Below are 14,049 nucleotides of genomic sequence, written 5' to 3'. Positions count from 1 at the left end.
CACCTATTCGCGCGGAAGCCATCACAAAGGAATTTGCTTGCCGGCTTTCATTTTCACGTCGCCGCCGCCGCGAGGTCGATGAACGACGATGCATTCCGGTCGAGTCTCGGAGAATCGGCGAGCGGCTTCGAACGTGACGGGCTCGCTGACCGCGAGACGACGCAGCGACGCAGACTGCAGAAGAGCGGCGACGCCCGCGTCCGTCATCTGCGTGTGGATCGACCGGAGCTCGTGAAGGCAGGCGGCCTCCGCGAAACAGGCCGCGTCTTCGTCGGTGAAATCGCCCGAGATGATCTGCAGCTTTCTCAACCGCGGCAGCGTCGCGAGAGCGCCCACTCCGCCGTCGTCGCGAGTCTCGACGCCGATCAGACAGACGTCTTCGAGCGACTTGAGACTCGCAAGAATCTCCATCTCTTCGGCGCTGACCGGTACCGAGTAGAGGTAGAGCTCGCGCAGCCCTGTCATTCGTCCCATCGATGAGACGAGGCCGCGCGCATTGCCCGCCTCGATCGGACCGAGGGAGAACCAATTGAGCCGTTCGAGCCGTTCAGGACGCTCGATGCGGGCGAGTCCGGCGCCGGAGATGCTCGTCCGGCTGAGCGCGAGCTCGCGCAGGTTCGAGAAGCGATTGATTAGCGCGATGCTGGCGTCGGAATAACGCGGTCCTTCGAGATGGAGCGACTCCGCTTCCGGAAACGAAGTCGCCGCTCGCAGGGCAGCGTCCGCATCGACGCTTGCTCCACAGCGGTCGCGGAGATCGACTTTGCGAACGTAAAAGGCTTCCGTCAATCCGAAGGCGATCGCAAATCGCCCCTGGAGGGTCGATGCATGCCGTTCGACCTGAGAATCGAATTTCGATTCCGTTTCGCCTAAGAGTCCGTAGCTGGTTGCGGCGTCGGTCTCGACTGTTAGGTACGCCTCGGCGGCCCGCAAACGCTTGAGAGCCGCGTCGCGCTGGCGCTCGCGATAGAGATTCTTGCCGACGTAGCCGCACAGCAGCGAGAAGATCACGCCGGCGACGAACAACGTCCTCAGGCCGAACCGCGGCAGCAGCCGCCATGATCGCGGCTCCTTCCGTGCGGACTTTCTGAACTCGGACTGGTCGGCTGATACGTTCATCCGCGTGCAGTTCGGAAGCGAGCAACTTGGGGAGTCGTCGATTCTACGCCCGCGAACGCCACGGACGCGAACTACGCGTCGACCAGCTTCGGCGGCTCGACCGCGTCGACGGAGACATTCGGCGCGGCGTTGTCGTCGGCCGGGGGCGCGACCGCCTCTCCCTTCGGTCTCGCGTCGTCAAACCGTCCCAGCACGCGGGGCTGGAGCCAGCGCTTGGCGCGAAGGAGTTGGGCTTTCAGCGAGTAGGGAGGGAAGTGCGTCCGGCAGCCGATGGGGCAGGGGAGGGCGCCGAGCGTCCGCTTATAGCCGCCCGATCCGGGACCGAGGTCGATCGTCCGGTCGCCCGCGTCGAGAGCCCGTTCGATCGCCTGCACCGTCGCGACGGCGCCGGGAGCGTATTCCGAGAAGGCCGGATCGAACCCGTTCCGCAGGCCGAAGTACGACCCGTTCCAGGTGTAGCCGTACGCGAACGCGATCGGCTGGTCGCGGAGGTACACGAGATCGATCTGCACCGCTCCCGCCCGCGCGGCGGCGATATGAACGTCGCAAAGAAAGGGCGCGGTCGCCGGGGTGCAGAGCGTCACGCCCCGGTCAGGATCGGCCTGCCAGGAACGCTCGGCCACGGCGACGCATTCATCGTACAGATCCAGCCGCGGATCGTCTTCGCCGTAGGCGCTGCCGCGAGGGCGGTACGTGACGCGTCGGAAGCCGCCCGACTCGTCCGCCCGCTTTTCCATGCGGCGCAGGTGCGCGCGAAACTTGCGAGGCAGGCCGGCATGCCAGGCTTCGCCCGCGCTGCCAGCGCCGACGCTCGGCGAACGGAGCAGGAACGCCTCGTTCCACGTTCCGGCGACGCTCGGCAGGCCAGCCAGTTCCATCGCCTGCGCGGCCCGGTCGTCGTCGCCCCGTTCCGGATCGATCCACCGGAGTTCGACTAAGTCGAACGCGAAGCGGGAATCCGACCACGCCAGTTCTCGCGCGGCAGCCAGGCCGTATCGCAAACAAACCCCGGGCCGCGGACCGATGGGGCCGTAGAACGTCCCCCAGTCGTGCAGCGGATAAGTCAGCGTGCGAAGCGTGCCGGCTCGCGAGGATTCCCGTCGAATCGTCAGCGGCAGAAATCCGACGGGCGAGCGGCCTTCGTAGATCTTCTGCACGAAGATCCGTTCGTCGTCTCCGGCGTGGCGCCAGTAGGCGTCGAGCCAGTCGAGCGTCCGAAAGAACGTCGCGCCCGGCGTCTCCGCGAGGAGCGCGTTCCACGCGTGCGCGTCGCCGCGCAGCTCCTCAGGCGACCAGACGGTTTCGACGCGGAGCATGGATCGACGGCAGTCGGTTCGGGCGCAGGGATCTTCCTCTTCGCTGAATCTACGTCGGCATGCGTGACACGGCTGGCTCGTCCCGCCGTGCAGGACGCGGTTTTCCGCTTTAGCCGCGGCCCGAGAAGCGAGTCGTGGACCGCGCGACACCGATCGTTCCGCTCGTGACGGTCGTAACGCCGGAGCGACCTTCCTGAGCGGAGGGTGTCAACCCTCGGAGCGTGCCGCAGCGTGTAGGGGTCCAAGCCTCGGAGGGCTCACGCCCTCCGCTCAGAAACCGACTGTCGTTCCGAGACTACAATGCGGGCCGATCATCCGTCCGAATCCGTGAAGAGGGTCCGAAGCTTGAGCGTCAGCGCGTCCAGGGGAGGCGTCTGCCTGTTGTCAGGCTGCGCCGCGATCAACATGACGCTCGCGGCGCTCGGCTGGTTCTGGCAGGGCGGATACGTCGCTTCGGCGCTGCTCGACAAGATCGCGCGCTCCGGCACGCTCACGCTCGGATCGTGGAACTGGAACGCGGTCCACATCGTGTTGTGGGCGCTCTGGCTCTCCGGCTGGTTCGCCCTGCTGGCCGCGAGGTTCCAGGTCGCGAAGCTGAACGGCCCGCCCCTTCATCGGCAGGCGATGACGATCGCCGCCGCGGGGACGGCCGCGTCGCTCTTCTGGCTCGGATCGCTGATCGACGTCGGCCAGCATCTCTGGGCCCTCGATTCGGGAAGGATCCTTTCGACCGGCGTCTCGGCGGGGCTCGTCCGCTGGACCGCCGCGCCTCTCGCGGTCGGCGCCGCGGTCGCGATCTTCTACTGCGTCGTGATGCTGCGTTGGCGATCGGAAGCAGGCGACGCCCCCGCTGCTCCCGGGCGAGCGGGGGACGTGAGTCCCCCGAGTTCGACGGAGCTCGAATCGACCGACGCCCCTTCAAGCGACGTCGACGAAGAAGCGCTGCCTTCCCGCACCGTCGCCCGAAGTACCGCGAAGCCCCCTGCCGAGTCCGGAAACGCGCTCCGCACGTGGCAGGTCGGCATGGCCGCGCTATCGCTGGCAGGCTTCGGCCTGTTCTGGCAGTTCATCGCCTTCGGGCCGGCGGAGACGACCTGGTCGCTCGATCGCCTCTTCTCCGGTCCTGCTGCCGCAGGGTGGGCCGCGCTTTGCTTCCTGTCCCTGGCGCACGTCGCCCACATCGCTTCGGGAGCCCTGACGGTCTTCGATCGTCCGGACGTCGTCGCTTCGCTGTCTAAGACAAGCGAGGAGCGCGACGACGCTTCTTGCGAACCGTCAGACGGCGATCCCTGACTCACCGCGACGCTGCGGGGACGGCCTGCGTTCGAGCCTCGCGGAGGAACGCTTCGAGGCGCGAAGTCCAGAGCGCTTCGAGTTCCTTCGCTTTCTCCGGCTGCTCGGCAGCGAGATCGTGCTGCTCCGCCCGATCGGTCCGAAGGTCGTAGAGCGCCCACGGGTCGCCCTTCGCGGAAACCAGCTTCCAATCGCCGTGGCGAAGCGCGCGGTTGCCTTCGTGCAGCCACCAGATCGGCTCGCGTTCGAGCGCCGCGTCGCTCGCCAGCGCGGGGACGAGGCTCGTGCCGGGCCCGTCGGGAATCGGCGTCCCCTGCCAGTCGTTCGGACGCTCGATGCCGGCGACTTCGAGGATCGTGGGGACGATGTCGATCACGTGCGAAGGCGCATGCCGCAGCTCGCCCTTCGCGGCGATGCCGGCAGGCCAGTGCACGACCAGCGGCGTGCTGATGCCCCCTTCGTGCGTCCAGGTTTTGTGACGTCGGAAGGGCGTGTTCGAGGAGCTGGAGAACCCGGGGCCCAGGCAGAGATACGTGGCGGCGCTGCCCGGCTCCGCGGCGGGATCGTGTCCGCCGTCGCGAACCATCATCTCGGCGCTCGCTCCGTTGTCGGACGCGAAGAAGATGAGCGTATTCTCGGACTGACCCATCGCCTTGAGCTGGTCGAGAATCCTGCCGATCTCCTGATCCATACGGTCGACCATGGCCGCGTGAATGGCCATCTTCGTCGCCTGAAAGCGCTGTTGCGCGGGCGTCAGCTCGTCCCAGGGAAGCGGGCGGTCGATCTCGTCAGGGCCGAACTTCCTGACCTGATCGGGAAAGGGATAGGGCGGCCCGACCTCCTCTTCCAGCGCCGACAGCGGCGTATCGACGATGCCCATTTCCTGAAGCCGGGCGTGCCGCGCCGTTCGCAGCGCGTCCCACCCGGCGAGATAGGCGTCGCGATAACGTTCGATATCCTCCGGCAGCGCGTGCAGCGGAAAGTGCGGCGCGATGAAGGCGACGTAGTGGAAGAAGGGCCGGTCCGCGTGCTGTTCGGCATGCTCCCGCAGACAGTCGATCGCGTGATCGGCGATCGCCGTCGTGGCGTAGTAGCCCGACTCGTCAGCCGGCGGTTGAATCGGACGGTCGTCGAGCGCGTTCCCCTTGGCCGAGAAGAAGTTGCCGTGATTGTTGACGTTCATCGAACGGTCGAACCCGGCGGCGAGGACCGGGCCGTCGATGTGCCACTTGCCGCTGTGGTAACTGCGATAGCCGTGCGGCGCGAGGTAATCGGGAAGCAGTCGGGCCCAGGAGGGACGCGACTGTCTCGTTCCGCCCGGGATGCCGGGCAGCACGTCGCGACGGACCTGTTGTGCGTAGAAGCCCGAGAGCAGGCTCGCCCGCGTCGGCCAGCAGCGACCAGTGTTATAGAACTGCGTGAACCGCAGTCCGTTCGCCGCCAGCGAATCGAGATGCGGCGTCGCGATCTCGCTGCCGTAACAGCCCAGGTCGGAATATCCCAGGTCGTCGGCCAGGATGAAGACGACGTTCGGACGCTCCGCCGCGGATGCGGTCGCAGAAAGGGCGAGGAACGAGCAGGCGAAGCAGAGAGCGAGGAGAAATTTCATCGGCGAGCGGGGGAGACGAGAAGTCGTACGGCAGGAGGGCTCCCCATGACTTTAATCCCCACGCGCGACCGTCGCGACCGGTGAGCGAGTTCATCACGGCCCGCGGCTGCGATACTCCTGTAGAGGGCGGCAGCCTACTCGTTGGTCCGATCCATGAAACCGGCTCGACCGCTACGAACGAGGAGCGTCGGCCAGCAGGCTCAGAAGAAACTCTTTAGCCTGCACGTAGATGCCGGGGCGCTGGCTCTGGCGCGGGCCGGCGACGTTCAGGCGGCGAATCTTCAGCCGCCTGAGCCAGTCGCGCGTCGACGCAGCGTCGGGAAGCTCGCCCGTCGAAGGACCGAGGTCGACGGCGAGGCAGGGGCGTCCCTCGCGCAGGGCCAGGCGATAGGTCAGCTCGGTCCCGCCCGAAAGGGTTTCGCGAAACAGGACCAGCGTGGCGTCCGAATCGAGGACGTTTTGCCTGGTGCGAACGTCGTAACGGGGCGACTCGGTCTCGCGCAGCAGGTAACGCGAGGCGAGGCGTCCATCCTCGGCCCGCCGCCCCCGCGGGCACCATCCGTCATGCGGCAGGCCCAGCTCGATCGCCGCGTCGAGCGCCGCCCGGTCGACGCCCGTCTGCCCGCCGGAGATGACGACGAAGGGGCGCTGATCGGATTCCTGTTCGCGTTCCTGTTCCATGGAACGCGTATCGTCGCAGATCAGGGCCAGTCGCGGGATGCGTCGGGCGGAAGGTGCAGTTCGCCTTCGATCAGACACGGAGGGTCGGCGCTTCGGCACAAAGCGATGAACTCGGCCGCGCTGTCCGGCGGAGGCGCAGCGCCGCCCACGTATCCGAAGCGTCCGCTCACGACCTGACGAAGCCGCGCCATCGTCTGCTCGGGGCCGAGCGGCCATCCGCTGAACCCCGCGATCATCGCGCCGTCTGTCGTGAAGAACAGCATGGCGATCTGGTGACGTTCGCCGACTCTCACGGACCAGTACAGGGAATAGGGTTCATCGGCGTTCTCTAGCAGTCGCTGGATCAACGGCTCCGGCGTCCGGAATATCTCCCGAGGCTCATCTGAGAGATAGGGAAAGGCATACTCATCTGTGAGAGTCTCTCGGACAGGAGCGAACGTCGACAAGAATGCGTCGACCTGTTGAACCGAGCGCGCGTCGCACAGGACGTAAATGTCATCGTCGCTCATCCGTTCCCTATCCACACCGTCTTAGCGTTCGTGAATTCGCGCAGTCCGAAGTAGGAGAGTTCGCGGCCGTAGCCCGATCGCTTGACGCCGCCGAAGGGAAGACGGGGGTCGCTCTTCACGTTCTCGTTGACGAAGACCGCGCCGGCGTCGATGCGTCCCGCCAACGTCTCCGCCCGGTCGAGATCTCGCGTCCAGAGGCTCGCCCCCAGACCGAAGGGCGTCGCGTTCGCGAGGCCGACTGCCTCTTCGTCGCTGTCGAAAACCGTCACCGCCGCGACGGGGCCGAACGTCTCCTCGTCGAAGGCGGTCATGCCGGGAGTAACTTCGTCGAGCAGCGTGGGGCGATAGAACCACCCGGGCCGGTCGAGCCTCTCCCCGCCGACGACTAACTTCGCCCCTTCGGCGATCGACTTCGTCACCTGCTCGTGCAGATCGTCGCGGAGGTCTTCGCGGGCGAGCGGTCCGACCTGTCTCGATTCGTCGGTCGGGTCGCCGATGCGAAGCTCTTTCAGCGCGGCCGCGAAACGCTCGACGAATTCCCGATGCAGCGAGCGATGGACGAGGAAGCGCTTCGACGCGATGCAGCTTTGCCCCGCGTTGACCATGCGGCCCTTCACGGCGCCGGGGATCGCGAGGTCGAGGTCGGCATCGTCGAAAACGACGAAAGGATCCGAACCGCCCAGTTCCAGCACGCACTTCTTCAGATGCTTGCCCGCCTCCGACGCCACGGCGGCGCCCGCCTTCTCGCTGCCGGTGAGCGTGACCGCTTTCACGACGGGCGAGGCGATCACGTCGGCCGTGCGTTTCGTGTCGATCAGCAGCGTGCGGAAGACTCCGAACGGGACGTTCGCGGCCTGGAAGACCTCTTCGATCGCCAGAGCGACGCCGGTCACGTTCGACGCGTGCTTGAGCAGCAGCGGATTCCCGCCCGCGAGGATCGGCGCCGCGCAGCGGAAGACCTGCCAGTAGGGAAAGTTCCAGGGCATCACCGCGAGAACCGTCCCCAGCGGATCGAAGCGGACGAACGACTTCGCCGCCTCGGTTGTCGCCCCCTGGGGCGCCAGAGACTTCGGGAGTTCAGGCGTCAGATACTCCGCCGCCTGCTCGGCGTAATGCCGACAGACGAGCGCGCACTTTTCGACCTCCTGCCGGGACTCGACGATGGTCTTGCCCATTTCCGCCGTCGCCAGTTGGGCGAGCCGTTCCCTGCGATGATCGAGCAGGTCGGCGACGCGGGCGAGCGCCGCGCAGCGATCCTCGACGCTCGTCTCGCGCCAGACCGCTTCCGCCGACTGGGCCTGATCCAGCGTTTCGGCGAGGCGGCGCTCGTCGAACGGCTCGTACGTGCGGAGCGTCTGCCCGGTCGTCGGGTCGATCGAACGAAGCGTCGGCGGTTTCGCGGTTTCGGCGGACACGATGCGGCAAGCTCCCCAAGGAGGCGAAAGATTCGGGCAGTATAGGAGGCGGAAGCGTTAACCCCAGTCGTCGCCGCGTTGAACGGCGATTCGCGGGCGCTACCATGAAGCCACGCACGAACCGCGATGATGCAGACCTCGACTCAGGAACGCGACATGACCGGCGATCAACCCTTCGAGGAACGTATCTTAGGGGAGGTGACGGTCGTCACCTTTCGCGACCGTCGGCTGATCGATTCGCCCGGAGTCGAGTTGATGGGCGACGCGCTGATCGCGCTGGTCGAGTTGGGAGGCCGCAAGAACCTGCTGCTCGATTTCCGCGGAGTGGAATTCGTCAGCAGCGCCGTGCTGAACAAGCTCGTCAAGTTGCAGCGGATCCTCGTCAGCGAGGGCGGCAGCCTGAAGCTGGTTCACCTCGACGGCGAACTTCAACGCATCTTCGCGATGACCCATCTCGATCGCGCGTTCGAGATCCACGCCGACGTCGACCAGGGCCTCGCCGCGTTCCAGACGACGCAGCGCTAGCGGCGGTCCCGTCTTGTAGGTCAGGTGGAGCCGAATCGGCGGAGCAGCGCCGCGTGGAGTTCGCGACCGGCGGAGAGCAGGGCAGCGCGGGCTTCGTCGGGGGACCGCGAGGAGAGAAGCAGGGTCAGGACGGGTTCGCCCGGGCGGGAGATCGTTCCGGGTTGCGGCAGGTCGGCGAGCGTCACGCCGGGGAACTGCTGCTGAAACTCGCGCCAGGCCGGGAGATCGAACGCGAGATGCAGTTCGCTCTGCGCGTAGACGATGGCCTTGCCGATGACGACAGGACCAGCAGGCGTATGCCGGTCAGCGTGCGGTGAATCGGGCGAAGGTTTCGCGGCAGCCAAGGGCGCCGGCCCACGAAGAGACGGAGCCGGGGCGTACCCGCATGCCGCGGCATGGTCGGCGAAGAAAGAGCTTCCGCTCGCCCGTTCGAGCGTCTCCATCGACGCCGTATAACGCGGGTTGATCTCGATCGGAAGCCAGCGTCCGTCCGCGCGGCGAACGCCGTCGACGCCGAACAGGCCGCGAACGGGCGCGATCGCGGCGACCGCTCGTCCGAGCTTCGCGAAGAACGCCCGCTCCTCGTCGGCGATCGGCAGGGGCCCGACCGCGCCGGCGAACAGGAAACCGCTGGCGCCGAGTTCTTCCGCCCCGATGATCTGCCGGCAGGCGCCGAGGAACTCGACTCGATCGGCATACGCGACGAAGGCTGCGCTTTCGACCTCCCCCTCGATGAACTCCTGCAGGAAGCGCCGCTCGGCGGACGTGCTATCGGGCGCAACACGCTCCGCATCCATAGACTCGGCGAAGCGGACGTGTCCGCCGCCCGCGGCGATCGCGGATTTGGAGAGCCATCGAACTCCTCGCGTCAGGTCGACAGGGCCGGCGAGCGTTTCGGGAACGACGAACCCCGCGTCGCGCAGAGCCGCGGTCCAGACGAACGGATCGCGGAGAGAGGCGAGGGCGTCGGCTCCGGTTCCCCAGAGCGGCGCGACCTGAGCGAGACGGCGGACGAGCGCCGGCTTGTTCTCCCATCCGCCGCCGTACGACCAGGCCGCCGGTTTCGCCTCCGCGAGCAGGCGTCCGAATCCGTCCGCGTCGTCGGGCGAGCGGCGCGCCTGATCGCAGACCTCCATCAGATCGAGGTCGCAGTAATCGTCCACCGCCATCACGCGATAGCCGGCAGCGACCGCCGAGCGTGCGAAGGCGCGCACGCTCGGTCCGAAAAGCGCCACAAGCTTCGTCGAATCGGGATTCATGGGTTCCGGATGAGCGCGCCGCACGTGCGATCGTTCAAGTCGCCGCTGTTCGGCACGACCGGCGCGGCCGGAGCAGAGCGAATCGCGGAGGGACCTGTCGAGGACGCGGAACTGAACGCCGAAGTATCGCAGGGACGACCGGGCGCCGCTCGGTCAGTTCGCGGTTTCAGGGACGAGGCGATGACCATGTGGCGCAGCGTGGCAATGGCGATCGGCATCCTGGTGACGCTGGCCGGCGCGCAGTGCATGGTCGTCGAAAAAGTGCAGCTCATCATCCAGCGTCCGGCGGAGAGCGATTTCGTCGCTTCGCCGCTCGCGGCCATGCAGGGCGCGGTCTCGCGGCCCGAGGTGATCGAGATCCCCGAATGGGCCCCGTGGAGCCTGCTCTCCGTCGGCATCGTGATGCTGCTCTACACTGCGACGATGCCGAAGCAGGGGTGATCTCGGCGACTTCGTTCCGAGCGAAGTTCTGAGCCTCGGCGTTTCAGGTCTCCGTCGCTTCGCTTCCCGATAACGCGGCCCAGCGGCGGATGAGGCGGGCGCGGTGAATGCCGAGCGACTCGGCTGCCTTGGTCTTGTTGCCGCGGGCCTTCTTCATCGCCCGGCGCATCAGTTCGCGTTCGACCCGCTCGAGATAAGCGTCGAGATCGATGGGTTCCTCCGGAGGCGCCTCGCGGGCCTTCGCGTCGAACCAGCTTCGCGAATCGCGGGAGAAGTCTTTTCGCGACAGAGTGGCCCCGTCGCATCTGCTGCAGGCGTCGCGCAGGGCGTTCCACCACTCCTGCATGTCGCCCGGCCAGGCATAGGACCTGAGCCATTCGAGCGTGGCGTCGTCGGTCCGCCCGATCGCGGCGCCGGTCTCCACGTTCCACTGTTCGATCACGTACTGCGCAAGCAGGGCGAAGTCGCGCTTCCGCCGGACCAGCGGCACGGTCCTCAGCTCCGTCGGCGCCACGTAAGCGGCAAGCAGCGACCGGAAACTTCCCTGCCGCGCGAGATCGAGCGGCGAGACCTGAGCGGTCGAAAGAATTCGCACCTCGCGCTGCAATTCCGGAAGCGTCTGTTCCAGCGCCGACTGGCACGCGGGGTCCAGCTTGTCGATTTCCAGAAAGGCCAGACCGTCGGGCAACGGCCGCATGGACATCGCTTCGCGCAGCGAATCGAGCAGCGATTCCTCGTCCAGCAAGGCGCAGGCGAGGGGATAGACCGTCGCCGGTTCGCCTTCCAGTTCCACGGCCGCGATTCCGCGCACGAGTCGTTCGCGGAACGAGCCTTCGGGCCCCACGGCGCAGAGCGGCGAATTCGTCCGCGTGAGCGCCTCCGACCGTATCCGCAGCGCGACGACCTCCGGCAGCGAACCGAGCAGCGGCAGGTTCCATCCCACGGAGAGCCGGCTGCGAAACGCGCGAAGCGTGAGCGCCCGACCGCGGGCGGCGCTTTCCGGCTCGTCCGTTCGGACGACGAGCGCTTCCAGCGCCTGGTCGAAGGGGAGGTCGCTCTCATCGAGAAAGACCGCCGTGACGCTCGCTCCGGCGTCGTCCGTCAGGCGCAGCGTTCTGCCCGTGCGGAGGCGTTCGCCCTGCTCGGGATGTTCGCACCAGACCAACGTTTCGGCCTGCATCCGCGCGGCGGTCTCCGCAGAGATCGCGATCCCGCGAAGCGTCTTGTCGAGCGGACTCTCCTGCGAAGCCGCGGCCTCGTTCGAGGCTGCCGAGGGTTCCAGCGGATAAACGCCGTATCGGCAGGGTCGACCGACCGCGGCAGCGAGATCCTGGCCGATCCATTCCGCGAATGCGTCGTTGCCGTAGAGGAACGATCCTTCGCCATCGAGCGCATAGAAAGCCCTCGCCCCCTGGTACAGGAAGCGATGAAAGCGCCGCGGATCAAGTCGACCTGGGGTCATGGAGAGCGGAAGGGAGGTTATGTAGGGCTGGCGCCCTCGCCTGCCTCGCAGCGGATACCTGCTTCCCTGGCAGGCGAGGTAGCCAGCCCTACATAAGGAGGCTCGACCATTACCCTGCGAGAACACGCTTTCGGCGAACTTTGTCGGCAGGGCGAAATCGAACGGAAAATCGGGTCACGTCGCGAACGAAGCCTCGCCTCCCGAGGCGACATTCGCGACGCCGATCAAGAGCGAAGGCGAACGCTGCGCTTGCCGCGGGTCCGCGCCGACTGCATCATAACCGGGGGGCGACGTGCTCCCGACAGGACGAACTCCGCCGTTTCGTCGGCTGCAGCGAGTTCTCCCGCAGCCTGCCTTTCGCAACTTATCCGGTTCGCCGGCGTTGAGTTCTCCGGGCAATCGCTTTCGACGTTCAGGATACGACCGATGAAAACCCGGATCTTCTTCGCTGCCGCGGCGCTGTTCGCTGTTACCGCTGCCTGGTCGGCCGCGCCGGTCTTCGCCCAGATCGGGGGCGGCGACGATGACGGCGGCGGATCGGGGGGCGGTTCGGGCGGCGATGACGGAGGAGGAGGATCCGGGGGCAGCGGCGGCGGATCCGGGATCGGCTCCGGATCAGGAGGCGGCTCGGGGTCCGGTTCAGGATCGGGAAGCGATAGCGGAATCGGAACCGACGGCGGGTTCAGTCGCGAGAGTCGCGACCCTTCCGACTTCGTCGGCGCCGATTCGGAAGACAACCTCAGCGTCCGCGGCGGCGAAGCGGGCGCCGGCGGCGCCGGATCGGGTCAAGGACTGGGCGGCTTCTTCAACCAGCTCTTCGGTGGAGGAGCGGGGGGCGCCGGCCAGCAGCGCCAGCGGAATCAACCGTCCGGCGGCGTTCGCGTTCGCCTGACGCCTTCGATCGAGTACTTCGGCGCCGGAGAAGCGAATCCGCATGCGGTCCGGATGGCGGCCAGGCAGGCGGCGATCCTCCCCCGCTACAGCCAGAATCCGCATGTCGGTTCGATCGCCGGCGTTCAGATGGTAGTGGCCGACCGCGTGGCCGTGCTGACCGGGACGGTCGCGACCGAGCGTCAGAAGGAACTGGTGGCCGGCATGCTGATGCTGGAGCCGGGGATCTCTTCGGTCGACAACCAGTTGATCGTCGCGCCGACTAATCCCCTTGACGCCAGCGTGCGTGATTCCTCGTCCATGCGGGCGTTCTCCGCTGCGACTGACTGAACCGGCTAAGCGGCTTCTTCTCCGAAGCTTCGTCGGCGCCCTTCGCGGAGTTCGTTCCGACGGACGGAACGGCGCCCGCGTTCGCGGCGATCAAGCGGGCGAGCGATTCGCCGGAAGCGTCGCCGCCGTTCGACGCCTGCTTCGAATTCGCGCGGCGATCGAGCGCCGCCGCCTGGGCCAGGTCGAACTTCGCGCCGTTTGCCGCTCCGCCGGGCGAGAGCTGCCCGTTCATCTCGGCCTGCTGAAACGCCTCGAAGCGGTCGGAGAGGCTGCGGTTGGCCGCGGCGTTCGGCGTCGACTGCTTCATCGACATCGCCATCGACTTCGGCAGGTCGAACGTCGTCGTGGAGACGCCGGTCGCCAGCGGCAGGTCGCTTTCGAAGCCGACCTGCGTTGCGCCGGGCGTCGAGCGGGAAAGACTCGCCGGCAACTGGGTCGGACCGACCGTGACGTTCGTCTGCGGATCGTAGATGCTCAGACGGCGACGCGAGGAGGCGTCCTGGCCGGTCGACTCCGCCTCCTGATCGTAGCTGACCTGCGCGACGCCGCCCCCGATATTGACCTTCTCCACGCCTGCTTCGGGCTCCTTCCCCTTGAGCACGTTGAGCGACTGGGCGCCGATAACGACCTTTCCGTCGGACGCTTTCAGCGTGGGAAGCAGCGAGACGGAGACGGTCTGATCGCCCTCCTGGCTCCAGGGGAGCCAGATGTCGTAGCAATGGCCGAGCGCCGTCTTCTGATAGTTCTGTTCGAGCTCCTCCTTCGAGAAGACGAACTTGCGATCTGGATGCTTCGACGGGACCTGACGGTCCTTCTCCACGAAGGCGTAGACGACCAGTTCGCCCTCCGCTTTCACGGAATGCTTCTTGGCGTCGTAGAAGTAGATCCGTCCGCCGAATCCCCGCGTCGCCCCCGATACGCCGGCCTTCTTGAGGCTGGCGTCGGTCCACATCGCGACGAGTTGCGAGGGCGGTCCTTCGTCGTTGCCCGAGAGCTTCGACATCCACTCGAGGTCCGGCGCGCTGATCGTGGGGACCGCGGTGCAACCGACGAAGGGCAGGAGGGAGGCTGCCGTCGCCAACAGAATCGACGCCGTTCGCATGGCGAATTCCTTCTCTCGATCCGTGATCCGATGAATCATTTCTGAGCGGAGGGCGTCAGCCCTCCCAGCGATCGACGCGCAGAACAAACCCGGAGGG

The 14,049-nt window shown here is 66.8% G+C and carries 13 protein-coding genes; 4 read left to right on the top strand and 9 right to left on the bottom strand.

The features are described 5' to 3' along the window. Positions 1–21: 21 nt before the first annotated feature. Entirely contained in the window at positions 22–1,119 is a 1,098-nt protein-coding gene (locus tag SH602x_RS02230; protein WP_479475255.1) for a leucine-rich repeat domain-containing protein, read from the bottom strand. Between the two features lie 71 nt (positions 1,120–1,190). Beyond that, on the bottom strand, positions 1,191–2,435 hold the full coding sequence (locus SH602x_RS02225; RefSeq protein WP_479475254.1) for a GNAT family N-acetyltransferase: 1,245 nt from the start codon (positions 2,433–2,435) through the stop codon (positions 1,191–1,193). A 345-nt stretch (positions 2,436–2,780) separates the two neighbouring features. On the opposite strand from SH602x_RS02225, the gene SH602x_RS02220 reads away from it, so the two are divergent. Further along, a complete protein-coding gene (locus SH602x_RS02220) occupies positions 2,781–3,728 on the top strand; it encodes a hypothetical protein (protein ID WP_479475253.1) in 948 nt (315 codons plus the stop codon). Position 3,729: 1 nt separating this feature from the next. Here SH602x_RS02220 and SH602x_RS02215 read toward each other — a convergent pair whose 3' ends face one another. The 4 genes from SH602x_RS02215 to SH602x_RS02200 all read right to left on the bottom strand — a co-directional run bounded on the left by SH602x_RS02215 (position 3,730) and on the right by SH602x_RS02200 (position 7,942). Beyond that, complete coding sequence (locus SH602x_RS02215) at positions 3,730–5,337, bottom strand: arylsulfatase (protein ID WP_479475252.1); 1,608 nt, start codon at positions 5,335–5,337, stop codon at positions 3,730–3,732. 171 nt (positions 5,338–5,508) lie between these two features. Further along, positions 5,509–6,018, bottom strand: a complete 510-nt coding sequence (locus SH602x_RS02210; protein WP_479475251.1) for a putative molybdenum carrier protein — start codon at positions 6,016–6,018, stop codon at positions 5,509–5,511. 20 nt (positions 6,019–6,038) lie between these two features. Beyond that, entirely contained in the window at positions 6,039–6,365 is a 327-nt protein-coding gene (locus tag SH602x_RS02205; protein WP_479475250.1) for a hypothetical protein, read from the bottom strand. 158 nt (positions 6,366–6,523) lie between these two features. Beyond that, the gene (locus tag SH602x_RS02200) at positions 6,524–7,942 is read right to left on the bottom strand and encodes an NAD-dependent succinate-semialdehyde dehydrogenase (protein WP_479475249.1); all 1,419 of its coding nucleotides are present in this window, start codon (positions 7,940–7,942) and stop codon (positions 6,524–6,526) included. A 129-nt stretch (positions 7,943–8,071) separates the two neighbouring features. Between SH602x_RS02200 and SH602x_RS02195 the strand changes: the two genes are divergently transcribed. Continuing rightward, positions 8,072–8,467 (top strand): STAS domain-containing protein, encoded by a 396-nt coding sequence (locus tag SH602x_RS02195; RefSeq protein ID WP_479475248.1) that lies wholly within the window; start codon positions 8,072–8,074, stop codon positions 8,465–8,467. A 20-nt stretch (positions 8,468–8,487) separates the two neighbouring features. Here SH602x_RS02195 and SH602x_RS02190 read toward each other — a convergent pair whose 3' ends face one another. Then, positions 8,488–9,726, bottom strand: coding sequence for an ATP-grasp domain-containing protein (locus tag SH602x_RS02190; protein WP_479475247.1), 1,239 nt, complete (start codon positions 9,724–9,726; stop codon positions 8,488–8,490). Positions 9,727–9,735: 9 nt separating this feature from the next. Between SH602x_RS02190 and SH602x_RS02185 the strand changes: the two genes are divergently transcribed. Beyond that, positions 9,736–10,167 carry a hypothetical protein gene (locus tag SH602x_RS02185; RefSeq protein WP_479475246.1) on the top strand — a complete coding sequence of 144 codons (432 nt, stop codon included), beginning with the start codon at positions 9,736–9,738 and terminating at the stop codon, positions 10,165–10,167. Positions 10,168–10,210: 43 nt separating this feature from the next. Here SH602x_RS02185 and SH602x_RS02180 read toward each other — a convergent pair whose 3' ends face one another. Beyond that, positions 10,211–11,629 carry a helix-turn-helix domain-containing protein gene (locus SH602x_RS02180; RefSeq protein WP_479475245.1) on the bottom strand — a complete coding sequence of 473 codons (1,419 nt, stop codon included), beginning with the start codon at positions 11,627–11,629 and terminating at the stop codon, positions 10,211–10,213. A gap of 426 nt (positions 11,630–12,055) precedes the next feature. On the opposite strand from SH602x_RS02180, the gene SH602x_RS02175 reads away from it, so the two are divergent. Then, a complete protein-coding gene (locus SH602x_RS02175; RefSeq protein ID WP_479475244.1) occupies positions 12,056–12,850 on the top strand; it encodes a BON domain-containing protein in 795 nt (264 codons plus the stop codon). On the opposite strand, the gene SH602x_RS02170 is transcribed toward SH602x_RS02175, so the two are convergent. Then, complete coding sequence (locus SH602x_RS02170; RefSeq protein ID WP_479475243.1) at positions 12,783–13,952, bottom strand: hypothetical protein; 1,170 nt, start codon at positions 13,950–13,952, stop codon at positions 12,783–12,785. The genes SH602x_RS02175 and SH602x_RS02170 overlap by 68 nt on opposite strands. Positions 13,953–14,049 lie beyond the last annotated feature (97 nt).

The sequence above is a fragment of the Lignipirellula cremea genome, assembly GCF_056501455.1.
The sequence above is the reverse complement of the archived record's forward strand: the minus strand, read 5'-3'. Positions and strand labels throughout refer to the sequence as shown.